The sequence below is a fragment of the Streptomyces sp. A0958 genome (genome assembly GCF_004795035.1).
In the GTDB taxonomy this organism is placed as follows: domain Bacteria; phylum Actinomycetota; class Actinomycetes; order Streptomycetales; family Streptomycetaceae; genus Streptomyces.
Genome location: NZ_SSBK01000020.1, coordinates 73,045 through 99,225, shown reverse-complemented (window position 1 = coordinate 99,225; position 26,181 = coordinate 73,045). Strand labels below are relative to the sequence as shown.

The 26,181-nt window shown below is 73.3% G+C and carries 25 protein-coding genes and 1 pseudogene; 12 read left to right on the top strand and 14 right to left on the bottom strand.

From position 1 onward, the window contains the following. Nucleotides 1–19: 19 nt before the first annotated feature. Nucleotides 20–1,555 carry an ABC transporter substrate-binding protein gene (locus E6P78_RS20455; RefSeq protein ID WP_136205071.1) on the bottom strand — a complete coding sequence of 512 codons (1,536 nt, stop codon included), beginning with the start codon at nt 1,553–1,555 and terminating at the stop codon, nt 20–22. A 161-nt stretch (nt 1,556–1,716) separates the two neighbouring features. Here E6P78_RS20455 and E6P78_RS20450 point away from each other — a divergent pair, with 161 nt between their 5' ends. Then, the gene (locus E6P78_RS20450; protein ID WP_136205070.1) at nt 1,717–2,352 is read left to right on the top strand and encodes a TetR/AcrR family transcriptional regulator; all 636 of its coding nucleotides are present in this window, start codon (nt 1,717–1,719) and stop codon (nt 2,350–2,352) included. A 4-nt stretch (nt 2,353–2,356) separates the two neighbouring features. On the opposite strand, the gene E6P78_RS20445 is transcribed toward E6P78_RS20450, so the two are convergent. After that, nucleotides 2,357–3,295, bottom strand: coding sequence for an SGNH/GDSL hydrolase family protein (locus tag E6P78_RS20445; RefSeq protein ID WP_136205069.1), 939 nt, complete (start codon nt 3,293–3,295; stop codon nt 2,357–2,359). 327 nt (nt 3,296–3,622) lie between these two features. On the opposite strand from E6P78_RS20445, the gene E6P78_RS20440 reads away from it, so the two are divergent. Both E6P78_RS20440 and E6P78_RS20435 read left to right on the top strand, forming a co-directional pair. Continuing rightward, nucleotides 3,623–5,938, top strand: a complete 2,316-nt coding sequence (locus tag E6P78_RS20440) for a glycoside hydrolase family 3 C-terminal domain-containing protein (RefSeq protein ID WP_136205068.1) — start codon at nt 3,623–3,625, stop codon at nt 5,936–5,938. After that, the gene (locus E6P78_RS20435; RefSeq protein WP_240799295.1) at nt 5,931–7,142 is read left to right on the top strand and encodes a beta-lactamase family protein; all 1,212 of its coding nucleotides are present in this window, start codon (nt 5,931–5,933) and stop codon (nt 7,140–7,142) included. Before E6P78_RS20440 ends, E6P78_RS20435 begins: the two co-directional genes overlap by 8 nt. Nucleotides 7,143–7,197: 55 nt before the next feature. Here E6P78_RS20435 and E6P78_RS20430 read toward each other — a convergent pair whose 3' ends face one another. Together E6P78_RS20430 and E6P78_RS20425 are read right to left on the bottom strand one after the other, a co-directional pair. Then, on the bottom strand, nt 7,198–7,785 hold the full coding sequence (locus tag E6P78_RS20430) for a TetR/AcrR family transcriptional regulator (protein WP_136205067.1): 588 nt from the start codon (nt 7,783–7,785) through the stop codon (nt 7,198–7,200). A gap of 10 nt (nt 7,786–7,795) precedes the next feature. Further along, entirely contained in the window at nt 7,796–9,091 is a 1,296-nt protein-coding gene (locus tag E6P78_RS20425) for a family 1 glycosylhydrolase (protein WP_136205066.1), read from the bottom strand. A gap of 231 nt (nt 9,092–9,322) precedes the next feature. On the opposite strand from E6P78_RS20425, the gene E6P78_RS20420 reads away from it, so the two are divergent. Next, entirely contained in the window at nt 9,323–10,915 is a 1,593-nt protein-coding gene (locus E6P78_RS20420) for a family 20 glycosylhydrolase (protein ID WP_136205065.1), read from the top strand. A 20-nt stretch (nt 10,916–10,935) separates the two neighbouring features. On the opposite strand, the gene E6P78_RS20415 is transcribed toward E6P78_RS20420, so the two are convergent. Further along, on the bottom strand, nt 10,936–11,610 hold the full coding sequence (locus tag E6P78_RS20415) for a winged helix-turn-helix domain-containing protein (RefSeq protein WP_136205064.1): 675 nt from the start codon (nt 11,608–11,610) through the stop codon (nt 10,936–10,938). A gap of 92 nt (nt 11,611–11,702) precedes the next feature. Here E6P78_RS20415 and E6P78_RS20410 point away from each other — a divergent pair. Beyond that, nucleotides 11,703–12,515 (top strand): annotated as a pseudogene (locus tag E6P78_RS20410) (isocitrate lyase/phosphoenolpyruvate mutase family protein); the annotation flags it as partial. Here E6P78_RS20410 and E6P78_RS20405 read toward each other — a convergent pair. The 8 genes from E6P78_RS20405 to E6P78_RS20370 form a co-directional block, all read right to left on the bottom strand. Beyond that, entirely contained in the window at nt 12,477–13,073 is a 597-nt protein-coding gene (locus E6P78_RS20405; RefSeq protein ID WP_136205062.1) for a hypothetical protein, read from the bottom strand. The pseudogene E6P78_RS20410 and the gene E6P78_RS20405 overlap by 39 nt on opposite strands. Nucleotides 13,074–13,086: 13 nt before the next feature. Then, on the bottom strand, nt 13,087–14,250 hold the full coding sequence (locus E6P78_RS20400; RefSeq protein WP_136205061.1) for an ROK family glucokinase: 1,164 nt from the start codon (nt 14,248–14,250) through the stop codon (nt 13,087–13,089). Between the two features lie 123 nt (nt 14,251–14,373). Beyond that, complete coding sequence (locus E6P78_RS20395) at nt 14,374–15,216, bottom strand: ATP-binding cassette domain-containing protein (RefSeq protein ID WP_136205060.1); 843 nt, start codon at nt 15,214–15,216, stop codon at nt 14,374–14,376. After that, nucleotides 15,213–16,265, bottom strand: coding sequence for an ABC transporter permease (locus E6P78_RS20390; RefSeq protein ID WP_136205059.1), 1,053 nt, complete (start codon nt 16,263–16,265; stop codon nt 15,213–15,215). The genes E6P78_RS20395 and E6P78_RS20390 overlap by 4 nt, the downstream gene beginning before the upstream one ends. Next, nucleotides 16,262–17,245: a sugar ABC transporter substrate-binding protein gene (locus E6P78_RS20385; RefSeq protein WP_136205058.1), complete on the bottom strand. Its 984-nt coding sequence runs from the start codon at nt 17,243–17,245 to the stop codon at nt 16,262–16,264. The genes E6P78_RS20390 and E6P78_RS20385 overlap by 4 nt, the downstream gene beginning before the upstream one ends. 293 nt (nt 17,246–17,538) lie before the next feature. Continuing rightward, entirely contained in the window at nt 17,539–18,714 is a 1,176-nt protein-coding gene (locus E6P78_RS20380; RefSeq protein WP_136205057.1) for a cytochrome P450, read from the bottom strand. 85 nt (nt 18,715–18,799) lie between these two features. Then, complete coding sequence (locus E6P78_RS20375; RefSeq protein ID WP_136205056.1) at nt 18,800–19,516, bottom strand: response regulator transcription factor; 717 nt, start codon at nt 19,514–19,516, stop codon at nt 18,800–18,802. Further along, entirely contained in the window at nt 19,513–20,733 is a 1,221-nt protein-coding gene (locus tag E6P78_RS20370) for a histidine kinase (RefSeq protein WP_136205055.1), read from the bottom strand. The genes E6P78_RS20375 and E6P78_RS20370 overlap by 4 nt, the downstream gene beginning before the upstream one ends. A gap of 147 nt (nt 20,734–20,880) precedes the next feature. Between E6P78_RS20370 and E6P78_RS20365 the strand changes: the two genes are divergently transcribed. Beyond that, the gene (locus E6P78_RS20365; protein ID WP_136205054.1) at nt 20,881–21,105 is read left to right on the top strand and encodes a hypothetical protein; all 225 of its coding nucleotides are present in this window, start codon (nt 20,881–20,883) and stop codon (nt 21,103–21,105) included. Between the two features lie 63 nt (nt 21,106–21,168). Here E6P78_RS20365 and E6P78_RS20360 read toward each other — a convergent pair whose 3' ends face one another. Next, the gene (locus tag E6P78_RS20360; protein WP_136205053.1) at nt 21,169–22,098 is read right to left on the bottom strand and encodes a DMT family transporter; all 930 of its coding nucleotides are present in this window, start codon (nt 22,096–22,098) and stop codon (nt 21,169–21,171) included. A gap of 153 nt (nt 22,099–22,251) precedes the next feature. On the opposite strand from E6P78_RS20360, the gene E6P78_RS20355 reads away from it, so the two are divergent. The 6 genes from E6P78_RS20355 to E6P78_RS20330 all read left to right on the top strand — a co-directional run bounded on the left by E6P78_RS20355 (nt 22,252) and on the right by E6P78_RS20330 (nt 26,163). Further along, complete coding sequence (locus E6P78_RS20355; protein ID WP_136205052.1) at nt 22,252–22,896, top strand: TetR/AcrR family transcriptional regulator; 645 nt, start codon at nt 22,252–22,254, stop codon at nt 22,894–22,896. Between the two features lie 124 nt (nt 22,897–23,020). Further along, nucleotides 23,021–23,455: a hypothetical protein gene (locus tag E6P78_RS20350; protein ID WP_136205051.1), complete on the top strand. Its 435-nt coding sequence runs from the start codon at nt 23,021–23,023 to the stop codon at nt 23,453–23,455. A gap of 40 nt (nt 23,456–23,495) precedes the next feature. Then, complete coding sequence (locus tag E6P78_RS20345; protein ID WP_136205050.1) at nt 23,496–24,107, top strand: TIGR03086 family metal-binding protein; 612 nt, start codon at nt 23,496–23,498, stop codon at nt 24,105–24,107. A 97-nt stretch (nt 24,108–24,204) separates the two neighbouring features. Further along, nucleotides 24,205–24,951 carry an SDR family oxidoreductase gene (locus tag E6P78_RS20340; protein ID WP_136205049.1) on the top strand — a complete coding sequence of 249 codons (747 nt, stop codon included), beginning with the start codon at nt 24,205–24,207 and terminating at the stop codon, nt 24,949–24,951. Nucleotides 24,952–24,994: 43 nt separating this feature from the next. Next, nucleotides 24,995–25,225, top strand: a complete 231-nt coding sequence (locus tag E6P78_RS20335) for a hypothetical protein (RefSeq protein WP_136205048.1) — start codon at nt 24,995–24,997, stop codon at nt 25,223–25,225. 107 nt (nt 25,226–25,332) lie between these two features. Further along, nucleotides 25,333–26,163, top strand: coding sequence for an aldo/keto reductase (locus E6P78_RS20330; protein WP_136205047.1), 831 nt, complete (start codon nt 25,333–25,335; stop codon nt 26,161–26,163). Nucleotides 26,164–26,181: the final 18 nt, after the last annotated feature.

The window sequence follows — 26,181 nt, the reverse complement described above, 5'->3', positions numbered from 1 at the left end:
TATCCGTCGGCGCGGGGCGTTACTTGGCCGGCGCGTAGTTGTAGATCGAGGGGACGGCCATGCCGGACTGCGGCGAGATCTTCACGGTCCCGTCCGAGACGTGCAGGTAGCTCATCCGGTAGAAGGGGACGAACCAGCCCTCCTTCACGAGGTGTTCGTTCAGCTCGTGCGCGGCGGCCTTCGCCTCGGACTCGGTGCCCGTCTGGATGCGGGGCAGCAGCTTCTGCGTCACCTTGTCCGTGGTGCCGAACATGTTGAACGCGCCCGGGGTGACCAGGTCGTTGGCCGCGGCCCAGTCGGCGGTGGGCTGGCCCATGTTCATGACCATGCCGGAGTAGGCCCGGTCCGTGAACACCTTCTGGACGGCCGAGGCGCCGTCGAGCGTGTCCCAGACGAGCTTCACGCCGATGGCCTTGAAGTCGGACTGGAGCGAGGCGGCGAGCGCGTCGTTGACGATCGCCGTGATCCGCGGCAGCTTCAGGGTGAAGCCGTTCGCGTACCCGGCCTCCTTGAGCAGGGCCTTGGCCTTGGCGGGGTCGTGGGAGTAGTAGGTGTCGAGCTTCTTGTCGTAGCCCATGGTCTCGGGGCCGAATATCTGCGAGGTGGTCCGGCCGCGGCTCTGGCGGATGCGGTCGAGCATCGTGTCGCGGTCGACGGCGTAGTTGAGCGCCTGGCGCACCTTCGCCTCGCGCAGCGCCGGCGTCAGCTTGCCGTCGCGGTCGAAGAGCAGCAGCCCCTGGAAGTCGATCTCCTGCTTCTCCGTCTTGGCCTTCGGGTCGGACTCGATGGCGATCTGCTGGTCGGCGGACTGCAGGAGGGCGGCGTTCACCTGCCCGGTCTTGAGGCCGTTGGTGATCGCGGTCTCGTTGTCGAAGAAGCTGATGTTGATGTTCTTGTACGGGAGTTCCTTGCCCCAGTAGTCCGCGTTGCGCCGGTAGGCCCACTTGGTGCCCACCGTGGTGCGGGCCTTGTCGAGGCGGTACGGGCCGGTGCCGTCCGGCGTCGTCTTGAGGCTGTCGCCCTTCGAGAACTGCTTGGGGTTGGCCATCAGGCCGGGCGCGTCGCTCAGGTAGAACTCCATCGCCGGATTGGGCTGCTTCAGCTTGAGCGTGACGTGGGTGGCGTCGGTGACGTCGACGGCCTCCAGGTCGTTCAGCCACTTCGCGGAGGCCCCGCCGCCCTTCTGGAAGCGCTCCATGTTCGCCTTGACCGTCGCGCCGTCGAAGGCGCTGCCGTCGGCGAACTCGACGTCCTTGCGCAGGGTCAGCGCGAGTTCGGTGCGGTCCGTGTTGTACGTCCACTTCGTGGCGAGCATCGGGCTGAAGGTGCCGTCGGGGTCGCGCTTGATGAGGGTGTCGTACACCGCCTGGAAGTACGGCAGGGCGCTGCCGGTGGCGACCGCGGGGTCCAGGCTCTGGGGGAGGGTCATCGTCGCGATGTTCAGCGTGGACGATCCGGCGCTCTCGGCGCCGCCGCCGTCGCCGGCGCATCCCGCGAGGGCGAGCGATGCCGCGACGCAGGCGGCCACCGTCGCGGTTCGGGAAGTTCTGCTCATGTCTTTCGCTCCGTCTGGAGAGCCGGGGGTTACCGCCCCCGGGGAAGATTGCCGGTGAGCCTACACACGGAATTAACCAGTTGGTAGGTTTTTGCTCCGGAGAATTAACCAGCCGGTAAGTTCTGCCGGACGACGATCGACTGCGGCAGGAGACCACCGAAGTGAACGGCCCCGCGCCCGACGTGCCCCGGCGGATGACGAAGGGCGAGCGCACCCGAGCCCGGATTCTCGACTCGTCGACCGAACTGTTCGCGCGTTCCGGCTTCCACGCGGTCTCGCTGCGCGACATCGCCGCCCACGCCGGGCTCACCCATGCCGGGCTGCTGCACCACTTCCCCGGCAAGGAGGCCCTGCTCCTGGAGGTGCTGAGCCTGCGGGACGAGACCGACGCGCGCCGGCTCTTCCCCGGCGTCCTCGGTCCGGGCGACCCGGAGCCGGACTCGGCCGAGCGGCTGCGCCGGCTGCTCGACGTGGTCACCCGCAACGCCGGGACGCCGGGCCTGGTCGCGCTGTACGCGAAGCTGTCGGCGGAGGCGTCCGATCCGGAGCATCCCGCCCACCACTACTTCGTACGGCGCTACCAGGTCCTGCGCCGGGAGACCACCGGCCTCCTGGAGGAGCTGTTCGCGGCGGCGGGGCCGGACGCGCGGGACGATCCGGCGGCCGTGGCGCAGCAGCTGCTCGCCCTGATGGACGGGCTCCAGACGCAGTGGCTGCTGGAGCCGGGCGCGGTCGACATGGCGGAGCAGGTCCGCGCCTTCCTCCGCCGGTACGGGCTGGACGCCGGGCGGGAGTGAGGTGTCAGCGGCCGAGGGTGGTGAGGACGGCATCGGCCATGCTCCTGTGTCCGGTCGCGTTGGGGTGGAAGCCCGCGCCCTCGTCCGAGTCCGCCGGTTCGATCCAGCGCACGCCCGCGGCCTTGCAGGCGTCGTGGCCGACGGAGGGGCCGTAGGTGTCGACGTAGTCGGCGCCGTACGCGCCGGCCCGCTGCGCCAGCATGGTGTCGAGGCGCTTCTCCTCGTCCCGCACCCAGCCGAAGTCGCCGTCGGCCAGCGGGATGGTGGCGCGGCAGGAGCTGCCGTCGTCCGGCAGCAGCGAGGGGTAGCCGACGAGCAGCACCCGGGCCTGGGGCGAACGGGCGTGGATCTGGTCGAGTACCGCGTCGATCTTCGACGCGGTCGCGTTGATCCGGGAGCCGATCTCGTCGGTGCCGAACAGGGTGAAGCTGGTCTTGCACGGCGAGCCGTGCGGTGCCAGGTAGCCCACCAGGACGCAGCGGGTGATGACCCCGGCCAGGTCCAGGTCGTTGCCGCCGACGCCCAGGGTGACCAGCGTCGTGTCGGGGTTCAGGGCGTCGAGCTGGGGCACGGCGGCGTCCTGCGGGCCCGCCATGTGCGTGGTGTCGGCCCCGGCGCAGGTCACGTCGGTGAAGGAGGCGGCGCCGACCGCCTGCGCGACGAGCGAGGGGTAGTTGTGGTCCGAGCGGCCGCAGGCCGTGTCGGTCTGCTGCGGGATGCCGAGCCCGGAGCTGTAGGAGTCGCCGAGTGCCACATAGCGCACCGCGTCGCCGGATGCCGGGGCGGCCGGGGCCGCGAGGCCGGGCGACGCGGCGCCCATCAGCAGTGCGGCGGAGGCGACCGCGGCGAAGGCCAGGCGCGGGGCGGACGTACGCCGCGGGGCCGGAGCCGGGTGGCCCGCCTCTCGGTGTGCGGGGGTGGTCGACCGACCGGATACCGACATGACCGTTCCTCTATTCGTGGGAGAGCGGAGCCGATGGGGCGGACGGCAGGAGAGAGCTCATGGGAGCGGACCGCCCGAGCACGAAAACCGTACGGTGATCGGTTTCTGGCCGTCAAGGGCCGCGCCCAAAAAGAAATCCGGGCGTTCGAGGGGCCCGTCGGCACCGCGCGCGCAGGCCCTTGACAGCGAAAACCGATCATCATACGGTTTTGGGTCGCGTGCCGTCTTGCCCCGATTCGCGGCACCGGACGGCCGCGGTCGCACGGCCCGCCCGCCCCGCTGCGGCACCCCGCCGCCGCCTCCACGAAAGCCCGACAGGTACCCCCCATGACTCAGCGATCCGCACCCCTCCCCTCCCCCGCCGCCGGCCTCCCGCTCGCCGAGAAGGCGTCCCTGACCAGCGGGTCCGGGGACTTCGTCAGCCAGGAGTCGGTAACGGCCGCCGTACCCGCGGTCCGGATGTCCGACGGCCCGCACGGGCTGCGGCTGCCCCGGGAGAGCGGCGACGGCGGCCAGCTCGACCTGCACAGCGCCGCCCCCGCGACCTGCTTCCCGCCCGCCGTCGCCCTCGGCAGCAGCTGGAACCCGGAACTCGCCGAGGAGGTCGCGGGCGCCATCGCGGCCGAAGCCGCGGCGCACGGCATCGGCGTGGTGCTCGGCCCGGGCATCAACATCAAGCGGTCACCCCTGTGCGGCCGCAACTTCGAGTACTTCTCCGAGGACCCGCTCGTCTCCTCGGAGCTGGGCGGCGCCATGGTGCGCGGACTGCAGAACGCCGGGGTGGGCGCGTCCCTCAAGCACTACGCGGCCAACAACCAGGAGACCGACCGGATGCGGGTCAGCGCCGACATCGACGAGCGCCCGCTGCGCGAGATCTATCTGCGCGCCTTCGAACGCGTCGTCCGCCGCGACCGCCCCTGGTCCGTCATGGCCTCCTACAACGGCGTCAACGGCGTGCCGGTGTCGCAGAACACCCGTCTGCTGACGGAGATCCTGCGCGAGGAGTGGGAGTTCGACGGGATCGTCATGTCCGACTGGGGTGCGGTACGCGACCGGGTCGCCGCCCTGCGCGCCGGACTGGACCTCCAGATGCCCGGCCCCGGCGGCCGCACGGACCGCGAGGTGGCCGCCGCCGTGGAGTCGGGCGCGCTGGACGAGGCGGTGCTCGACCGCGCCGTCGACCGGCTGGCCCTCTTCGCCCACCGCGCGACCGCCCGGACCGGCTCCCCCGACGCTCTCGACGCGGACGCCTCGCACCGCGTCGCCGGGCGGGCGGCCGACCAGTGCGTGGTGCTCCTGAAGAACGACGGCTCGCTGCTGCCGCTGGACCCGACGGCCGGCAGCGTGGCCGTCATCGGCGAGTTCGCCCGCACCCCGAGGTTCCAGGGGGCCGGCAGCTCCCAGGTGACCCCCACCCGGCTCGACGTCCCCCTGGACAGCCTGCGCGCCCTCGCCACCGGCGCGGACGTGCGCTTCGCTGCGGGCTACCTGCTGCCCGGCGCCGAGGGCGAGCGGCCGGATGCCCGACTGGCCGACGAGGCCGTGGAACTGGCCGGGCGCAGCGAGACGGTGGTGCTGTTCCTCGGCCTGCCGCCACAGGACGAGTCGGAGGGCTTCGACCGCGACCACCTCGATCTGCCCGCCGCACAGACCGACCTCCTGCGGCGGGTCCTGGAGGTCAACCCCCGTGTGGTGGTGGTGCTCTCCAACGGCGGGGTCGTGCGCACCGCGCCCTGGCAGGAGCAGGTGCCGGCCCTGGTGGAGGGGTGGCTGCTCGGCCAGGCGGGCGGCGGCGCGCTCGCCCGTGTGCTGTTCGGGGCGGTCAACCCGTCCGGGAAGCTCGCCGAGACCGTTCCACTGCGCCTGGAGGACTCCCCGAGCCACCTCTCGTTCCCCGGCGAGGAGGGCAGGGCCCGGTACGGCGAGGGGGTCTTCGTCGGATACCGGGGCTACGACGCCCAGGGCCGCGAGGTCGCGTTCCCCTTCGGCCACGGCCTGTCGTACACGACGTTCGGCTACGACGGCATGAGCGTACGGGAGGACGGGGACGGCTTCCGCGTCGCGCTGACCGTCACCAACACCGGCTCCGTGGCCGGCCGGGAAATCGTCCAGGTCTACAGCAGCGGGCCGGCCGGTTCGCGCGTCCTGCGGCCCGTGCGCGAACTGCGCGGATTCGCCTCCGTGTTCCTGGAGCCGGGCGTGAGCCGCGAGGTGGTCGTGCACGTGGCGCGGCACGATCTGGCGTACTTCAGCGAGCGGGAGGGCGGCTGGAAGGTCGAGGGCGGCCGCTACCGCGTCGAGGCCGGCGCCTCCTCGCGCGACATCCGCGCGTCCGTCGACATCGACGTCGAGGGCGATCCGTCGGGCCTGCGGCTGACCGGCCGCAACACGCTCGCCGAGTGGCTGGGACACCCGGTGGGCGGCCCGGTGCTGAGCGAGGCGTTCGCCCGTGCCCGCGCGGACGCCTCCCAGGAGGGGGCGGGCGCCCTGGCCGATCCCATGATGCGGCGGTTCCTCGCGGGGGTGCCGCTCGACGTCATCTCCGAGTTCCCGCAGAGCCCCCTGCGGCCCGAGAGCCTGCCCGCCCTGGCCGACGAGGTCGAGGCCCGCACGGCCGCCGGCCGGGACCGGCAGGGTGACTGACGTGCGTGGCGACGCGGTGGTGAGCGGGCGGGTGGCGCCCGGCTGGGAGGAGGTGCGCGACGCCTTCGTACGGGGGTGCGCCGACGACCCCGGTTCGGCACAGCTGGCCGTCCACCACCGCGGCCGGCTGGTCGTCGACCTGGCAGCCGGCCCGCCGCCCTTCGGGGCGGACTCGGTGGGTGTGCTGATGTCGGTCACGAAGGGGCTGGTCGCGGTCTGCGCGCATCTGCTGAGCGAGCGGGGTGCGCTGGACCTGGAGGCGCCCGTGGCCCGCTACTGGCCGGAGTTCGCCGCCGCCGGGAAGGCGGGGACGACGGTGGCCGATCTGCTCACCCACCGGGCGGGGCTGCCCGCGTTCGCGTCCGACGCGGCGGGGGCCGGGCTGCCCGCCCTCCTCGACTGGGAGGGCCGGGTGGCGGACCTGGCGGCGATGCGCCCGGTGTGGGAACCGGGCACGGCGTCCCTGTACCACGCGCTGACCTACGGTCACCTGGTCGGCGAGGTCGTCCGCCGGGTGTGCGGGAGGAGCGTCGGCGCCTTCTTCGCCGCCGAAGTGGCCGGTCCGCTCGGCCTGGACCTGTGGATCGGGCTGCCGCCGGAGCAGGAGCACCGCTTCGTCCCGCAGTTCTCCGTACGCCCCGACCCGTCGCCGGAGCAGGTCGCCGGCTTCCTCGCCGGGCTCGGGCTCGATCCGCGGAACGCGCTGTCCCTGGCGCTGCGGGCCTCGGCGGCGGAGCTGACGGCCGCGACCACGGCGTTCACCACCCGCGAGGGGCGCGCCGCCGAGCTGCCGGGGGCCGGCGGCATCGGCAACGCCCGGTCCCTGTCCCGCCTGTACGCGGCGCTCGTCGGCCCGGTGGACGGGGTGCGGCTGCTGTCCCCGGCGACCGTCGAGCGGGCCCGCGCCCCGCGCAACGACGACGTGCCGCCCCCGCCCCCGCTGGACGGCGGCGACGGCTCGGGCCGTTCCCGCTTCGGGCTCGGCTTCGAGCTGCCCCGGCCGGGCCTGCCCCTGCTGGGCGAGGGCTCGTTCGGCCACGCGGGAGCGGGCGGCCGTCTCGGCATGGCCGACCCCGGCAGCGGCCTCGCCGTCGGGTACGTGTGTACGGCGATGGCCTGGGAGCCGGGGGCCGGGGGCGACCCGCGCTGGAGGGACTGGACCGAGGCCGTGACCGGGACGGCGGCGGCGCTCGGCCGGCAGTGACCCGTAAAGAAAATGGCGAGGGGCGGCGCGGTGGCGCCGCCCCTCGCCCGGGTGTTCAGGCCTCGTCGGACGCCGTAAGCGGATCGAGGACGGAGAGCAGGTCCTCGATGGGCTGTTCCATGTCCGTCGACCGGTCGATCAGCCATTGCAGCTGGATGCCGTCGGCGACGGCGATGAGCAGTACGGCCAGCCGCTCCGGCGGGACGGCGGAGCTGATCCGCCCCTCCGCCACCCCGTCCCGGACGAAGTCCGCCACGCGTTCGCGCAGCACGGGGTAGCGCTCGGCGAAGTGGGCGTGGGCGGGGTGGGCCGGGTCGCTGGCGGCGGCGGCCATGGAGACGAACAGCTCGACCAGGCCGGGCGTCTTGGCACCCTCCCGGATGATCTCGAGGTAGCCCTGCGGGTCGGCGCGCTCCACCTGCCGCACCCGCGCGGTCTCGTCACGCATGCGCAGGACCTGGGTGAGCAGGTCCTCCTTGGAGTCGAAGTAGTGCATCAGGCCGGGCAGGCTCAGACTGCACTTGGCCGCCACCTTCCGCAGCGAGGTACCCCGGTACCCCTCCGCGGCAAAGATCTCCAGTGCCGCGTGCAGGATTTCGCTGCGCTTGGCCTCGCCCTTCTCGTACGGGCCCCGTTTCGCCATGCCGGTCACCCTAACGCGAGGACGGCGCGTGCACCGAGCCGAGCGACGCCGCAGCCGGCAGTCGGCGGTCCCGGGAGAGGCCGCCCAGCCAGCGCGCCGACTCCTTGGGGGTGCGGGTGAAGGTGTGCCGGTCGACCGCGATCAGCCCGAAGGTCGGCCGGTAGCTGCCCCACTCGTAGTTGTCCAGGGCGCTCCAGTGCAGGTAGCCGCGTACGTCGATGCCCTCGTCCATCGCCTCGGCCAGGCTCGCGAGGGCGCGGGCGGTGTAGGCGATGCGGCGGCTGTCGTCGTCGGTGGCGATGCCGTTCTCGGTGACGAGGACGGGCACGTCCCGGCCGACCACCTTGGCCGTGTGCCGCACCGCGTCCCCGAGCGCCTCCGGGTAGAACTCCCAGCCGGTCAGGGTCAACTCGGCGCCGGCCGGCGGGGGGAGGGTGCCGTCGGGGCCGATGCGGTGTCGGGTGTAGGCCTGCACGCCGACCCAGTCGTCCTCGCGGGCGGCCTCCAGGAACACGTCCTCGCGCGGCCACGCGTAGGCGGTCGCTGCGGCCTCGGCGCCGGGTTCGGCCTGGTAGACCTGGTTGGCGACGGTCCAGCCCACCTGGAGGCCGGGGACGGTGTCCCTCAGCGCGGCACGGGCGGCCCGGTGGGCGCGGACCAGGGCCCGTATCACCTCGGGGTCCGGTTCGAACGAGGCCGGGTCGACGGCCGCCGCCCCCGCCTCGCGGGCGGCGTGCGCCCCCTGCGCGATGCTCTCCCAGCCGTGCTCGGCCGCGTGGCTCCGCAAGGCGTACATCAGGGCCATGATGTTCGGCTCGTTGATGGTGGCGACATAGCGGACGCCCTCGCGCAGGACGTCGCCGCACGTGCGGGCGTAGGCCGCGAACAGCTCGGCGGCCTCGGGAGCCGTCCAGCCGCCGAGGTCGCCGAACCACTGCGGCGAGGTGAAGTGGTGCAGGGTCACCACCGGTGTCAGTCCGCGCTCCAGCGCCCCGCGCACCATGGCCCGGTAGTGCGCGAGGGCCGCCCGCGAGATCCGGCCGCGCTGCGGTTCGATCCGGGCCCACTCGATGCTGAACCGGTAGGAGTCGAAGCCGAGTTCGCGCAACAGGTCCATGTCCTCGGGCCACCTGTGGAAGCTGTCGGCCGCGTCTCCGCTGGGTTCCTCGACGAAGCTGCGGGGATGGTTCTCCAGGGTCCACCAGTCGCTGGAGACGTTGTTGCCCTCGATCTGGTGGGCCGAAGTCGAAGCTCCCATCAGGAAGCCTTCCGGCAGGGCGAAACCGGGTCCGGCCTCGTTCACCATCGGGTTCTCCTTTCGCCCGGAGGCAGGCCGTGCGCCCACTCCGCAAAAAGCGTTCATTGATCGGTTTTCGTGTTAGCGTACAGGTGGCAGCGGTACGGGAGAAGAGGCGGCGGGTCCGAACTCGCCCCGGAGCCCGCGCCGAACGCCCGGGGAGCCGGACCGCCCGAACCTGACATCGCCGCTCCGGCTCCCCGGCCCTCGCGCCTCCGTCACCGCACAGGGAGAAGCCTCGTGAACGCCGTCATTCCGCACGCCGACCCCCGACCGGCCTCCCCCGCCGGCGCACTGCGCACGACCGGCCCCTGGCGGGTGCGGGCGGCCGACCCCGCGCTGGAGCAGGTCGCCGGGACGGTACGGGCCCTGCTCGCCCCGCACCTGTCCGGCGGCACGGACCAAGCGCCCCGCGAACTCCTCCTCGGCCTCGACGCCGAGCCGCCCACGACTCCCGCGACGCCCCTCGGCATCGCCCCGGACGGCGGCGAGCGTCCCGTGGACGAGGGCTACCGGCTGCGCGTGGACGCCGACGGCATCACCTGCCTCGCCCGCACCCCGCAAGGCGCCTTCCGGGGCGCGACGACGGCCCTCCAGCTCATCGCCACGAGCCGCGCGTCCGGCGAACTCCCCTTCCAGGAGCTGACGGACGCCCCGCGCTACGCCTGGCGCGGCCTCATGGTCGACCCGGCCCGCACCTTCCTCACCCCGGACGAGCTGCGCCGGATCATCGACCTCGCCGCGCTCTACAAGCTGAACGTGCTGCACCTGCACCTCACCGACAACGAGGGCTGGCGCATCGAACTGCCGGGCACCCCCCGGCTGACGGCGCCCGGTCCGGACGGCGCCGCGCGCGGCTTCTACACCGCGGCCGAGTTCCGCTCGCTCCAGGAGTACGCGGCCCGGCGGTTCGTCACCGTGGTCCCCGAGATCGACCTGCCCGGCCACTGCGCGACGCTCCGCGAGGCCGTCCCCGGACTCCCCCCGGCCCCCGCCCCGGCCGGGCTCGCCGACCGCTTCCCCTTCGTGCCGCCGCTGGACCTGACCGACGAGGCGACCCGCGCCGCCGTCACCCGGATACTCTCCGACATCTGCGCGCTGACGGCCGGCCCCTACGTCCACATCGGCGCCGACGAGGCGTTCGGCGCGACCCCGGAGAGCTTCGACGCCTCCGTACGCGAACTGCGCGCCGCCGTCCGCGCCCTGGGCAAGCGCCCGGTCGCCTGGCAGGAGTCCTCACGCGCCGGCATCGAGCCGGAGGACGTCGTCCAGTACTGGGTGGACGTGGCGATGATGGACCTCCCCGACACCGCCGACGAGCTGGCGGCCCGCCCCGAACTCGTGGCCGCCGGGCGGACCCCGGAGATCATCGGGGCGCTCAAGTCGTTCTTCGCCCCCACCGACGACGACCTGCGGCGAACCGTCGAAGGCGGCGGGCGGGTCCTGCTGTCGCCCCAGTCCCACCTGTATCTGGACAGGCCGTACGCGGCGGAGTTCGCACCGCCCGAGCAGGCCGCCGAGGCGGCCCGCCTCGGCTTCGACGGATACCGCCCGCTGGGCGTTCAGCACACGGCGTCGTGGGACCCGGGCGCGTACGCCATCCCCGACGCGTGCGTCGCGGGCGTGGAGGCCACGGTCTTCGCCGAACGGTTCGAGGGCTTCGACGACGTCGCGGTACTCCTGCTGCCCCGGCTGGCCTCGGTGGCGGAGGCCGCGTGGTGCGGGCGGGCACCCCAGTGGGCGGAGTACCGCGAGCGCCTGGCCCACCACGGACGCCTGTGGACGGAACGCGAACTGAAGTACTTCGCCTCCACCGAGGTCCCCTGGCACTGAGGACCGCCTCCCGCCGCCTCTCAGACCCGCACCCCCAGCAGCTCCCCGAACGCCTCGCTCCCCCGCGCCGTCACCTTCACCGCGCGCCCCGAGCCGACCCGGCGCACCCACCCCCGGTCCAGGGCCGTCGCGCACAGTGCCGCGCCGAGCGCGCCGGCCAGGTGGGGGCGGCGCTCCGTCCAGTCCAGGCAGGTGCGTACGAGGGGGCGGCGGGTGCCTGGGGGCTGCCGGTAGTCCAGGGCGTCGGTCAGCCAGGCACGGCCCGCCGGGGTCACGGCGACTCCGGAGTCCGTGTCGATGAGGCCGCGCGCGGTCATCGCGTCCGCCAGGGCCACGCCGAGGCGGCCCGCCAGGTGGTCGTAGCAGGTCCGCGCCCGGGCCTCGGCGTCCTGGCGCACGGAGGCGCGCAGGTTGCCCGGGCGGGGTGTGCCGGGGGCGTACGCGGCAAGGGCCTCGGTCAGGGCGGCGGCCTCCGGGCCGGCCAGCCGGACGTAGCGGTGCCGGCCCTGGCGCTCCTCGGCCAGCAGGCCGCCGGCGACGAGGCGGGAGAGCTGCTCGCTGGCCGTGGACGCGCTGACACCCGCGTGCCGGGCCAGCTCACCGGCCGTCCAGGCCCGTCCGTCGAGCAGCGCCTGGCAGAAGGCGGCCCGGGTGCGGTCGGCGAAGAGAGCGGCCGTCTCGGCGAGAGGGGACATACCTTCATGGTGCCGCGGGGACGGTTCGGCCGGCACCGAAGTGTTCCGGCCCTACCGTCGGAGCCATGAACCACTCGACGGCACATGAACCCCCGCCGACCCCGTTCGCACGGCTCCACCACCGGGGCGGCGCGCTGCTGCTGCCCAACGCCTGGGACCACGCCTCCGCCGCGGCCCTGGTGGCGGAGGGCTTCGAGGCGGTCGGCACCACGAGTCTCGGGGTGGCCGCGGGCCTCGGTCTGCCGGACGGGGCGGCGGCCACCGCGGAGGCGACCGTGGCCCTGGCCCGGCGGCTCGGGCGGGGTTCGTTCCTGTTCAGCGTCGACGCCGAGGGGGGCTTCAGCGAGGACCCGGCCGAGGTCGCCGCGCTGGCCCGCCGGCTGTACGCGGCGGGGGCGGCGGGGATCAATCTGGAGGACGGCCGGCCGGACGGCACCCTGGCACCCGTCGCCCTGCACGCCGCGAAGATCGCCGCCGCCAAGGAGGCCGCGCCCGCGCTGTTCGTCAACGCCCGCACGGACACGTACTGGCTCGGATGCGAACGGGAGCGGACCGGGGCGCGGCTGGCGGCCTACGAGCGGGCGGGCGCGGACGGGGTGTTCGTGCCGGGGCTCTCGGACCGGGCGGAGATCGCCGCCCTGGCCGCGCGTCTCACCGCCCCGCTGAACGTGCTGTTCGCGCCGGGCGGCCCGGGCCTCGCCGAGCTGACCGCCCTGGGCGTGCGCAGGGTCAGCCTGGGCTCGCTGCTCTACCGGGAAGCGCTCGCCGGGGCCGTGGCGAGTGCCGCCGCGATCCGCGACGGGCGTCCGGCGGATCGCGGGGCGCTGTCCTACGCCCAGGTGCAGGCGCTGGCGCCGGGCGCCGCGTCAGGGGGTCGCGGCGGAGACGACGTAGACGACGGGTGACATCGGGTCGGTCATGTCGACGGTGATGTCCTGGGTGGGGCGCGGGTCCTCGTTGGTGTGGGTGGTGCCCGCCCAGGAGACGCCGTCGCCGAAGTACCAGCCGGCGATCTTCGTGTCGCGTGCGCCGATGGTGACCTTCCCGGCCTCCAGGGCGGCGCGGCCGGTGCCCACGTCGGTCAGGAACCGGTCCAGGCCGGCCGACGTCGTACGGAACTGCGCGTACATCCGGCTGGCCTTCCAGTTGTTGGTCTCGTAGTACTGGACCTCCGTGGCGTACCCGGGGATCGGCACCTCGAAGATCCGGCGCAGCATCCGGGACGGCCAGCCCGCCCGGAGCCCCTGCGCGGCGGCCTCGGCGGCCTTGTCCTGGCCGGAGCGGCGGCTCTGGCCCGCCGAGATCAGCAGGTACCCGGCCGGGACGCCGATGAGCAGCACGATGATGGTCGCCGTGATCAGGCGCCGCCGGATCAGACGGCGGCGGGTCTCGGGCGGCCGCCCGTCACCCTCGCCGGGCGACGTGGGCTGGCGCGGCACGACGCGGTGCTCGGCTGCGGTCATGGGTTGGGCGTCCCTACGAAGTGCGGGTGTTGCGGGTGTTGCGGATGGTGCTCGCGGCCTGGTCGTAGATCTGGGCGTAGCGCTCGTACCGCTCGACGCGGCGGCGGTTGGTGCGGCGGAAGCGGCGGGCCACCAGCCGGGCGAGGTCGGCCGCGCCGACCATACCCGCCTCCGGGCCGAGCTGTGCCTTCGCGATGCGGGCCTCGGGACGGTAGCCACGGCCGGTGAGGTGGCGTTTGAAGGCGTCCCTGGCGGGTCCGATGAGCAGGTCGTCGGCGGCGCTGACACCGCCGCCGATGACGAAGCAGGAGGGGTCGAGCGCGGCGGCCAGGTTGGCGATGCCGACGCCGAGCCACTGGCCGATGTCCTGGAGGAGTTCGACGCACATCGCGTCGCCCTCGCGGGCCAGTTCGGTGATGAGCGGTCCGGTGATGTCGGGGATGTTGCCCTTGACCCGCTCGATGATGCCATGGGCCACCGGGGAGTCGGCGGCGGCCAGCTCCCGGGCCTCGCGGACGAGGGCGTTGCCGGAGCTGTACTGCTCCCAGCAGCCGCGGTTGCCGCAGGGGCAGCGGTGGCCGCCGGGCACGACCTGCATGTGGCCGAACTCACCGGCGACGCCGTACTTGCCGCGCTTGACCTGGCCGTCCTCCAGGATGGCGCCGCCGATGCCGGTGCCGAGCGTGATCATGACGAGGTGGTCCTCGCCGCGACCGGCCCCGAAGCGCCACTCGGCCCAGGCGGCGGTGTTGGCGTCGTTGTCCACCATGACCGGGACGACGAGCCGGGAGGCGAGGGCGTCGCGCAGGGGCTCGTCGCGCCAGGCCAGGTGCGGGGCGAACAGCACCTTGGAGCGGTCCGCGTCGACCCAGCCGGCCGCCCCGATGCCCACGGCGTGCACGTCGTGCCGGTCGGAGAGGTCCAGGACCAGCTCGACGATGGTGTCCTCGACGACCTTGGGGCTCTTGGACTTGTCCGGGGTCTCGGTGCGGACGGTCTCCAGGATCGTGCCGTCGGCGTCCACGACGCCGGCCATCACCTTGGTCCCCCCGATGTCGATGCCGACGGTGGGGACCCGCGGCGCCGTGAGGTGGGAGCGCCTTTCCCGGGTGCCCACCGTTCGCAGGACGGTCGCGCGGGCGGAGCCGCGGTGTGTGAAGTCGCGGTACGTGCTCATCGTCCCTGAGGGGTCTGGGGTGACCGGGTCAGGAGTGATCCCGGTGGCGGACGGCGCCCGTCTGCCCCGATTCTGCCACCCCCAAAGGGGCGGGGCTGTCGGGCGGGGCGGCGGGCCCCCCTGCTACAGGGTGCCGTCGGGGCCCGGGCCGGAGGTGCGTTCCAGCTCGTGGCTCAGCTCCTCCAGCTCGCTGCCGCCCGCCATCTGGCGGGTCAGTTCGTCCAGCGTGATGCTCTCCTTGGTGTGGCTGCCGGCCATGGCACCCCGCTTGAGCAGGACGAACCGGTCACCGACGAGGTACGCGTGGTGCGGGTTGTGCGTGATGAGAACCACGCCGAGGCCGGCGTCCCGGGCGGCCGCGATGTACTTGAGGACCACCCCGGACTGCTTGACGCCCAGCGCGGCGGTCGGCTCGTCCAGGACCAGCACCTTCGCGCCGAAGTGGACGGCCCGGGCGATGGCGACGCACTGGCGCTCGCCGCCGGACAGGGTGCCGATGGGCTGGTCCACGTCGCGCAGGTCGATGCCCATGCGCAGCAGCGCCGAGTGGGTCGTCTCGCGCATCAGCCGGACGTCGAGGCGTTTGAAGGGGCCCGCGCCGGTCGTCGGCTCCGAGCCCAGGAAGAAGTTCCGCCAGACCGGCATCAGGGGGACGACGGCGAGGTCCTGGTAGACGGTGGCGATGCCCCGGTTCAGGGCGTCGCGCGGGTTGGCGAGGGTGGTCTCCTCGCCGTCCACCAGGAAGGTCCCGGCGTCGTGCCGGTGCAGCCCGGCGATGATCTTGATGAGGGTGGACTTGCCGGCGCCGTTGTCGCCGAGCACGCAGGAGATCTCGCCCGCGTGCACCTCCAGGGACACCCCTTCGAGGGCCTTGATGTTGCCGTAGTACTTGGCTACGTGGTCGAGCTCGACCAGCGCCCTGCGGCCGGTGTCCTGCGGCCCGTTCGGTGCCTTGGGGGCCGTCATTTCGTCGCCTCCGCGCGCTTGCGTACCCATGCGTTGAGCAGGGTGGCCAGGAGCAGCATCGCTCCGAGGAAGAACTTGAACCAGTCGGGGTTCCACTCCGCGTACACGATGCCCTTGCTGGTCATGCCGAAGATGAAGGCACCGACCGCCGAGCCGATCGCGGAGCCGTAGCCGCCGGTGATCAGGCAGCCGCCGATGACGGCCGCGATGATGTAGATCAGCTCGTTGCCGACGCCCTCGCCGGACTGCACGACGTCGTAGCTGAACAGCAGGTGCTGGCCGGAGACCCAGGCGGCGAAGGCGACGCCGAGGTAGAGACCGATCTTCGTCCGGATCACCGGGACGCCGACCGCGCGGGCCGCGTCGGCGCCGCCGCCGACCGCGAAGATCCAGTTGCCGAAGCGGGTACGGAGCAGAATCCAGGTGGCGACGGCGACGAGGCCGGCCCACCACAGGAGGGTCACCTTGAGTTCGACGCCGCCGACCGTCCAGTACGAGGCGAAGAGCTTGCGGGCGGAGGGGAAGCCCTCCATGTTGCCGATGGTCTTGGTCGAGACGCTTTTGCTGATCAGCTTGGTGAAGCCGAGGTTGAGCCCGGTCAGCATCAGGAACGTGCCGAGCGTGATGATGAAGCTCGGCAGTTTGGTGCGGGTCAGCATGAAGCCGTTGAACGCGCCGATCGCGAGCGTGACCAGCAGGGACACGAGGACGCCGACCCAGACGTTGGCGGTCATCTGGTAGCTGAACATCGAGGAGACCAGCGCGGAGCTGGTGACCATCACACCGGCGGAGAGGTCGAACTCGCCGCCGATCATCAGCAGCGCGACCGGCGCCGCCATGATCCCGATGGTGGAGGCCGCGTACATCACCGTGCCGAAGCTGGTGGCGCGCAGGAAGCTGTCGGCGACGATCGCGAAGAAGAGGAAGACGGCGAGCGCGCCGACGACCGAGCCCAGCTCCGGGCGGCCGAGCAGTTTGCGCAGCGGTGAGGTGCGCAGCAGCCGCTCGTCGGTCCCGGCGGGGGACGACGAGCCGGTCGCGGCGGTCATCGGGTTCCCCGGTCGGCGTACTCGGCGAGCTGGGCGGCGTCGTCGGAGGTGACGATCTGCGGGCCGGTCAGGACCGGGCGGCCGCCGCCGAGGACGTTGCGGTTGTAGCGGTAGAGCCAGAGCAGGTCGACGGCCTCGTACCCCTGGAGGTAGGGCTGCTGGTCGACGGCGAAGCCGAGGGCCTTGGCCTGGAGCGAGGCCGCGACCTTGGGGTTCAGGTCGAAGGTGTCGATCTCGGCCTTGCTGCCGGCGGTCTGCTTCGCCTTGACGGCGGCGTCCGCGAACGGCGCGCCGAGGGTGACGACCGCGTCGATGTCCTTGTCGGCCTGGAGCTTCGCCTCGATGGACGCCTGGACGTCGGGCATGTTGGTGCCCTCGACGTACAGGTTCTGCATCCGGCCGTCGAAGGTCTTCTTCGCCCCGGCGCAGCGCTGCTCGTGGCCGACGTTGCCCTGCTCGTGCAGGATGCACAGGGCCTTCTTGCGGCCGCGCGCGTTCAGCTCCTCGCCCACGGCCTCGCCGGCGATCGACTCGTCCTGGCCGATGTGGGTGAGCGCGCCGTACTTCTTGGACTCGGCGGAGCCCGAGTTCACGGTGATGACGGGGATGCCGGCCCGGGTGGCCTTGGCCACGACGTCCTTCATGGCGTCGGGCTTGGCGAGCGTGACGATCAGCCCGTCGACCTTCTTGTCGATGGCGGCCTGCACGAGCTGGGCCTGCTGCTGGCCCTCGTCGTCGTGCGAGTACAGGAAGTTGATGTTGTCCTTCTGGGCCGCCATCTTGGCGCCCTTCTGGACGATGTCCCAGAAGGTGTCGCCGTCGCCCGAGTGGGTGACCATGGCGAAGGTCCAGCGGGGTGTGTTCACCGCGGACCGGCCCTCGGCCGCGGCCTTGGCCGCACGCTCCTCCGCCCGCTTGCCGCCGGTGCTGCTGCATCCCATGAGGGACACCCCCAGCACCGCCGCAAGCACGGCGCCCATCGCACGTACCCCTGTCCGAACCCTTGCCACGACGCCGTGCCCTTCTTGTGCTGCTCACTGTGCTGCTGGTGGAGCCGGGGGCCCTGTGGTCCCGGCCCGGCTGGGCAAGTATCCCCGAGCCGGCGCCGCCGCCGCCCGGAGGGGCGGGGAGCGTGTGTCGGAGCGGGGCGCGTACGGTGCCGGGCTGCCGTGGCCGCCGTCGTCACCGTACGCCGGGCCTCTGTCACCGTACGAGAGCCGGGCACCCATGTCACCGCCCCGACGGACGCGGCCGGTGGCGGGCGGTGCCTCGCCTACCAGCGCACGGGGAGCCGGCGCACCCCGCGTATCAGCGTCCCGGGCAGCCAGTCGAAGGGGGCGGCGTCGGGGTCGGCTTCGAGACCGGGGCAGCGCTCCAGCAGCGTACGGATGGCGATGCGGCCCTCCATCCGGGCCAGCGGTGCGCCTATGCAGAAGTGGATGCCGTGTCCGAAGGCCAGGTGGCCCTGGGTGTCGCGGCGGATGTCGAAGCGGTCGGGCTCGGGGTAGCGGCCGGGGTCGCGGTCCGAGCCGGCGAGCGAGACGAGGACCGCCTCGCCCGCCTCGATGACCCGGGAGCCGATCTCGACCCGTTCCCGGGCGTAGCGGAAGGTGGCCGTCTCCACCGGGCCGTCGTAGCGCAGCATCTCCTCCACCGCTCCGTCGAGCAGCCCGAAGTCGGCGCGCAGCGCGGCCAGCTGGTCCGGGTGGGCGAGCAGGGCGCGGACCCCGTTGGAGATCAGGTTGACCGTCGTCTCGTGACCGGCGACGAGCAGCAGGAAGGCCATGCCCACGAGTTCGTCGGGCGAGAGGGTGTCATCGTCGTCGTGGCCGACGGCGATCAGCGCGCTCATCAGGTCGTCGCCGGGTGAGCGGCGCTTGTCCTCGATCAGCTCGCCGAGGTAGGCGCCCATGGCGCGGACCGCCTCGCCCTCCTCCTGCGCGCTGCCGGGCGCCACCACACCGTTGGACATCTTGCGGAAGGCCGCCCGGTCCAGGTCGGGCACGCCGATCAGCTCGCATATGACGGTCATCGGCAGCGGGAAGGCGAGCGCGTCCACGAGATCCGCCCGCCCGGCGGGCTCCATCACGTCGAGCAGCCCGTCCGTGATCTCCCGCACGCGGGGGCGCAGCGCCTCGATCCGGCGCGAGGTGAACTCGCGGGCGACCAGCTTGCGCAGCCGGGTGTGGTCCGGGGGGTCCATCCCCAACATGTTGGCGTTGATCGGGTCGCCGCCCCCCTCGCCGGGCAGCGACCGCCAGTCCTTGCCGAAGCGCTGGTCGGCCAGGACGGCTCGGCCCTCCTCGTAGCCGACGACGAGCCAGGCGCGATCGAACTCGTCGGTGCGGATGGCGTGCACGGGCCCGGCCGCCCGCATCTCCTCGTAGCAGGGATACGGATTCGCGGTGAAATCAGCCAACTCACGCAGGTCTACGTCGACTTCGGACATGGGACCGCCCCTCCCGGTCGGATCGTCCCGGTCACCGGGACCGGCTCGTTCAGCGTAAGCCGCGGGGCCGGCGCGGACGAATGGCTCAGACCCGTCTCGGTCCGCTCCCGTCGTCGAGGAGACCGGCGTCGTGGACCAGCAGGGCGATCTGGACGCGGTTGTTGAAGCCGAACTTGGCGAGGATGCGGGAGACCTGGGTCTTCACCGTGGCGACGCTGAGGTAGAGCGTGGCGGCGATCTCGGCGTTGGAGCGGCCCTGTCCGACGGCGACGGCCACCTCGCGCTCCCGGTCCGCGAGCGACGCGATCCGCTCGCGCGCCCGCTCGCCGCGGTCGGCCCGCTCGTCCGGGCCGGAGCCCGCCGCGCGGGCCATCAACTGCCGGGTGACCGCGGGCGACAGGACCGGGTCGCCGGCGGCCACCCGGCGCACCGATTCGACGATCTGCGCGGGCGGGGTGTCCTTGAGGACGAATCCGGCGGCGCCGGCGCGGATGGCGCGCAGCACCTGTTCGTCGGCGTGGAAGGTGGTCAGGACGACGATCTCGGGGGCGTCCGGGCGGCCGCGCAGCACCTCGGTGGCGGTCAGCCCGTCCATGACCGGCATCCGGATGTCCATCAGGACCACGTCCGGCCGCAGCCGGTCGACCAGTGCGGCGGCCTCGCTGCCGTCGGCTCCCTCGCCCACGATGTCGATGTCGTCGGCGCCGCCCAGCATCAGGGTGAGCCCGGCCCGTACGAGCGGGTCGTCGTCGACGATGAGCAGGCGGACGGGCGGGGCCGGGGCGGGGGCCGGTGTGGTCATGACGCCCACGGTAGCCAGGCCCGCACCGCGAACCCGCCGTCGGGTGCGGGCCCGTGGTCGAGGCGGCCCCCGGCGAGGGTGGCCCGCTCGGTCAGCCCGATGAGCCCCTGCCCGGAGCCCGGCACCCGGGCGAAGGGCTCGGCCGGGGCCGGGTTGCGCACCTCGACGGTCACGCCCTGCCCGGGCCCGCCCGTGACGCCCACGGTGACCTCGGCGCCGGGCGCGTGTTTGCGGGCGTTGGTCAGCGCCTCCTGGGCGATGCGGTAGACCGTGCGTCCGGTGGCGGCGGGGACGGCGGCCGGGTCGGCGATGCGGTTGTCGAGGGCGACCTCCATGCCGGCGAGCCGGGATTCGGCGATCAGCGCGTCCAGCGTGGCGAGGGTGGGCTGCGGCCGGTCGCCGTCGGTGTCCCCGTCGCGGGGGCTGCGCAGGACCCCGATGATCTCGCGCAGGTCCTCAAGCGCCTCGTGCGCGCTGTCGCGGATGACGCCGGCGGCCCGGGCGACTTCGGGCGGGGGTGCGTCGGGGCGGAATTCGAGGGCCCCTGCGTGCACGCTGAGCAGGGTCAGCCGGTGGGCGAGCACGTCGTGCATCTCGCGGGCGATGTCCTCCCGGGCGAGCCGCTGCGCCTGCTCGGCCCTGAGGGCGGCCTCGGTCTCGGCGCGCCGGGCGCGCTCGCGCAGGGAGACGACGAGCTGGCGCCGGGAGCGGACGACCATGCCCCAGCTGAGGACCAGCAGCGTCAGCAGCAGCCCGATGACGGTGGACGCGAGGAACGACGAGTTCGGGTCGGGGCGCAGGTACGGCTGTACGGGGGCGACGGCCAGGACCCCGGCGCCGACGAGGGCGACCGGGCGGAACGGCCGGTGGACGGCCACGCTGAACAGCGCCACCAGCAGGGCCCCGTCCGCGACCGGTTCCACGGTGGACAGCAGGGTCAGGGCGACGGCGAGCCCGACCGGCCAGCGCCGCCGGAACCACAGGGAGCAGCAGGCGGCGGCGCCGACGAGCGAGTCGACCAGTACGAAGACGTCGGGGGTGGTGCGGTCGGCGTCGATCGTGGCGAGGGTCGCCATGCCGATGGCTGCCGCGCAGAGGAAGGCCGTGAGGTCGACGGCCCAGTCCCGCACGGTGCGGCGGGAGCGGCCGCGGTCGCCCGGCAGCTCGGGATCGGCCATCGCCGAGGGCAGCAGCCAGGGGTACTCCGTACGCGTCATGTCGACAAAGCTACGCACGCGGGGGGCGGCTTCGGGGCGTTCGGGGCGCCGGGGCGACCAAAGTCGAGGAGGCGGAGACTTTCGGACCCCGGGACGCAGCCCACCGGCCGACGCGGCGGCGGGGCCCCGGCCGCCAGGCTCGCTGTCATGAAAAAACTCTGCGAGACGGTCGGCTTCCTGGTCTTCGTCCAGGGGGTCACCGGACTGCTCCACGAATGGCTCGACTGGTTCCGCTTCTTCGACCTGGTGCAGCGGCTGCCGTTCGTCGCCGAGTACCCGCTGTTCGCGAGCATCGTGCTGCTGGTGACCGGGGCGGGCGTCATGGTCGCCTCGGACGCGATCAAGGAGCGACCCGGTCAGGGAGAGGGGTGACCCGGCCGGGGAGGGGAGTGACCCTGTCGAAGAGAGTGCCCCGGTGCAAGGAGTGATCCCCGGTCAGGGCGCGGCCGGGGCCGCGCTGCGGCGCCCCCAGGCCGTGCCCGCCAGCACCAGCGCGGCGCCGGCGACCCCGGGCAGGCCGAGGCGTTCGCCGCCGATCGCGATGCCGACGGCGGCGGCCCACAGCGGTTCCGTACCGAGCAGCAGACTGACCCGGGACGGTGAGGTGCGGCGTACGGACCACATCTGCACGAAGAACGCGAACAGCGTGCAGAACACCGACAGGAACAGCAGCCCGCCCCACTCCCGCACCCCGAACCCGGCGGCGACGGTCCACGGCGCCCGGCCCGTCCCCGGCGCGGCGGCCAGCAGGGCGAAGACGGCGACGGCGCTGCCGAGCTGGACGGTCGTCAGCGACAGCGAGTCCGCCGCCCTGACGGACCTGATGCGGGCCATCAGCAGGACGTGCAGGGTCCGGGCGAAGGCGGCGGCCAGCATGAGCAGGTCACCGGCCGAGGGGCTGGTGAACCCGCCGCCCTGGGTCAGGAGCACCACACCGGCGACGGAGAGCCCGGCAGCCGCGAGGAAGGCCCCGGTCGGCCTGGTCCGGGTCACGGCGGCCTCGGCGAGCGGGGTGAGGATCATGGTGAGGCTGATGATGAGCCCGGCGTTGGTGGCCGAGGTGTGCACGATGCCGTACGTCTCCAGCAGGAAGATCCCGCTGAGCACGAGGCCGAGCAGCCCGGCGCCGCGCCACTGGGCTGCGCTCAACGCCCGCAGCCGGCGCCGGCCCGCGACCACCAGCACGGGCAGCACGACGGCGAACCGCAGCACGAGGACGGCGAGGACGGTCTGCGGTGTGGTGATGCCCTTGGCGGCCAGGTAGCTGGAGCCCCAGACCACCGCCACCAGCAGCACGGGCAGATCGGTGAGCCAGGCCCGGCGCGGCGGGGCGAGAGCGGGTATGGGGACGGCTGCGGACGACACCTGGTTCTCCTGTTTCTCCACAGGGATGACGGGGAGACGACACCGGCTCGCACCTGGGGACGATCACGCTACCGGGCGCACTCCTACAATGACGAGCCCCGGGGGCGGGCCCGAAGGCAGCCGCCCGCACCTCACGGAGCACGGAGGCACCGGATGGCCGGAACACGTCAGGACGGAAGGGTCGAGCGGGGCAATCGCACCCGGCAGCTGGTCCTCGCCCGGGCGGCGGCGGTCGCCTCGGTGGAGGGACTCGAAGGGCTGTCCCTCGGCCGGCTGGCCACGGACCTGCGGCTGAGCAAGAGCGGAGTGTTCGCGCTCTTCGGTTCCAAGGAGGAGCTCCAGCTGGCGACCGTGCGGGCGGCCGTCGCGATCTACGACGAGCATGTCGTGCGCCCGACGCGCGGCACACCTGCCGGCCTGGGCCGCGTCCGGCAGCTGTGCGCCTCCTGGATCGCCTACTCGCAGGACCGGGTCTTCCCCGGCGGCTGCTTCTTCTACGCCGCGCTCGCCGAGTTCGACGCCCGCGAGGGCGCGGTGCACGACGCGCTCGCGGCGGCCCAGGCCGGCTGGTTCTCCTTCGTGGAACGGCGGATCGAGGAGGCGCGGACACTGGGCGAGATCCGCGACGACTGCGACGCCGCCCAGCTCGCCTTCGAGATCATCGCGTTCCTGGAACTGGCGAACGGCGATTCGGTGCTCCGTGGCAGCTCCGAGAGCTACACGAGGGCGTGGCGCGCGATCCTGGGGCGGCTCCGGGCGGTGGCGGTGGACCCGTCGTCGCTTACCGCCGACGCGTAGGACCGACGCTCAAGGCGCTTGCTCCCGCAAAACTAATAGCACGACCGTTCGTCCAGTTGTAGTGTTCCGGGTGTCCGCCGCGGAGACCCGCGGCGGACGACCGAACCGCGCCAGGAGGAGACCCATGCCGCACGTTCTCTGGAGCACACAGTGGCGGCCGGGCGCCGCCGCCGGGGCCGTGGGGCCCGGGTCGGAGGTGCTCGTCGGGGTCACCGAATTCGTCACGCACCGCTCCTGGAGCACGTTCTCCGTGGGCGCCGAGGGCATACGGCTGCGCCGCACCTGGCCCCGGACACCCGGCGCGGTCGGCATGTGGCTGTGGGCAGACCTGAGCCCACGGATGAACCGTTCCGGTTCGATCACCGTCTGGACCGCCCACGAACACCTGCTGGGCTTCGTCGCCCGCCCCGACCACCGGCGGATCGTCCGCGCCCACCGGGACCGCGGCACCCTGCGCTCGGCGACCTGGACGGCCCCGTTCACCAGCCGCTCCGCCGTGTACGACTCCGCGTGGCGGCTGGTGTCCGGGGCGGCTCCGTGGCCCGTCGCCGCGCCCTGACCCCACCGCCCCCGCACCCCGACGAAGGGACACCCCGACCATGGACATCATCCGGCTCGACCGGATCGCGGTGCTGGAATCCGTACGCGTCGTCGACCGCGCCGGCCCCGGCGACTGGGACCGCCCCACCCCCTGCGACCGCTGGACGCTGCGCCTGCTGGTGGAGCACATGGGCACCCAGCACCTCGGGTTCGCCGCCGCCGCGCGGGGCGAGGGAGCCGATGGAGCCGCCTGGGCGCCCCGGCCGGCCGGGGACGATCCGGCCGCCTGGTATCGCGGGACGGCCCGGACCGTACTCGACGCGTTCGCCCGGCCGGAGGCGTCGGCCCGGCGGTTCGCGCTGCCGGAGGTCAGCACGGGGGCGACGTTCTCCGCGACCACCGCGATGGGGTTCCACTTCATCGACTACGTCGTGCACTCCTGGGACGTGGCCGCGGCGCTCGGCCTCCCCACCGCCCTGCCGGAAGCCGTGACGGAGGCCGCCCTGCCCCTCGCCCTGCGGGTACCGGACGGGCCGGCGCGCGAACGGCCGGACGCCGCCTTCCGGCCCGCTCTGGCCGCCGGCCCGCGGACGGGCCGCGCCGACCCGCTCGCCCTCACCCTGGCGGCACTCGGCCGCTCGCCGGACTGGCGCCCGCCGCAAGGGGGTTGACCGTACCGGAGTTGGCGTCCGTTTCCCGCCGGTTTCCGGCCCGCCGAAGGACTTTCCTGGTTCCTGCCAGCACGACCGGCAACGAACAGGAACCCCGATGAACAGCACCGTCAGCACCGGCCGCACCGCGCTCGTCACCGGCGGCAGCCGCGGTATCGGCGCCGCGACCGCCCTGCGGCTCGCCCGGGACGGCGCCGATGTGGCGCTGACCTACGTACAGGACGAGCAGGGCGCCCGGGAGGTCGTCCGCGCGATCGAGGAGACCGGCCGCCGCGCGGTCGCCCTGCGCGCCGACGCGGCCGGCCCGGAGGCCGCCGCCTCGGTGGTGCACCGGGCGGCCAAGACCTTCGGCCGGCTCGACGTCCTGGTGAACAACGCGGGGATCGGCGTCCTCGGCCCCATCAGCAGCCTCACGCCCGCCGACGTCGACCGGGTCCTCGCCGTGAACGCGCGGGCGGTGTTCCTCGCCTGCCGGGCCGCGGCCGAGGTGATGGAGCGCGGGGGCCGCATCATCTCCCTCGGTACGGCCCTGAGCCGGCACGCGGGCGGCCCCGGCGCCACCCTCTACGCGATGAGCAGGTCCGCGCTCTGCGGGCTGACCAAGCCGCTGGCCCGTGAGCTCGGCCCGCGCGGCATCACCGTCAACCTGGTCCAGCCCGGCGCGGTGGACACCGACCTCAACCCCGCCGACGGCCCGTTCGCGGACGGGCAGCGGGCGGCGAACGCGCTGGACCGGTTCGGCACCACGGCCGAGGTGGCCGCGCTGATCGCGTACCTGGCCGGCGAGGAGGCCGCCTTCGTCACCGGCGCCGAACTGGCCGTCGACGGCGGCCACGCGGCCTGACCATGACAGGGTGGGGCACCGATGACGCCCGAAGGAGGCACTGATGTCCACGCCGCACGAGCAGGACGACCGCCCGCCGCACGAGGAGTTCGCCTTCCGCATCGTCCGGCGCGGATACGACCGCGACCAGGTGGCCGCCTACATCGTCCTGCTCCGCACCGGCGCCCCGTCGGCCGCCGCCCCGGCCTTCGAACTGGTGCGCCGCGGCTTCGACCAGGCCCAGGTGGACGAGGTCATCGCCCGGTTGCACCGCGAGGCGGCGCGGGGGCGGTGACAGGACGCCGGGCCGCCGCCCTCCCGCACTGCCGCTCCTCCCCGCCCCGCCTACGCTGGGCGGGGAGGGCGTTCCGCGAGACGGTGAACAGGCGAGAAGGGAAGATCATGTCCGGTATCCCGGCGCACACCCTGAACGACGGCCGTACGATCCCGGCGGTCGGGCTCGGCACCTACCCGCTGGACGACGACGCGGCGGAGAAGGCCGTTTCCGGCGCCCTGGGCCTCGGCTACCGGCTCGTGGACACCGCGCTGAACTACGGCAACGAGACCGGTACGGGACGCGGCATCGCCCGCAGCGGGGTGCCGCGCGAGGAGGTCTTCGTCACGACCAAGGTGCCCGGCCGGCACCACGGCTACGAGAAGACGCTGGCCTCGTTCGAGGAGTCCCGGCGCAGTCTCGGCCTGGACTACGTGGACCTCTACCTCATCCACTGGCCGCTGCCCCGGGTCGGTCTGTACGTGGACACCTGGCGGGCGCTGATCAAGCTCCGCGAGGACGGTCTCGTGCGGTCGATCGGGGTCTCCAACTTCACCGCGGAGCACCTGGAGCGGCTGGAGGGCGAGACGGGGGAGCTGCCCGCCGTGAACCAGATCGAGCTGCACCCCCGGCTGCCGCAGGAGGAGCTGCGGGCCGTCCACGAGGCCAAGGGCATCGTCACGGAGAGCTGGAGCCCGCTGGGGCGCGGCCGCGACCTGCTGGCCGACCCGGACGTGGTGGCCGTCGCCGAGGCGCACGGCGTCACCCCGGGTCAGGCCGTGCTGCGCTGGCACACCCAGCTCGGGGCCGTGCCGATCCCGAAGTCGGCCGATCCGGGGCGTCAGCGCGAGAACCTGGACCTGTTCGGCTTCGAGCTGACGGCCGAGGAGCTGGCCCGGATCTCGGGCGGCCGGCCGCAGCGGTTCGGCGGGGACCCCGAGGTGCACGAGGAGTTCTGAGCCGGACCGCCCCCGCGG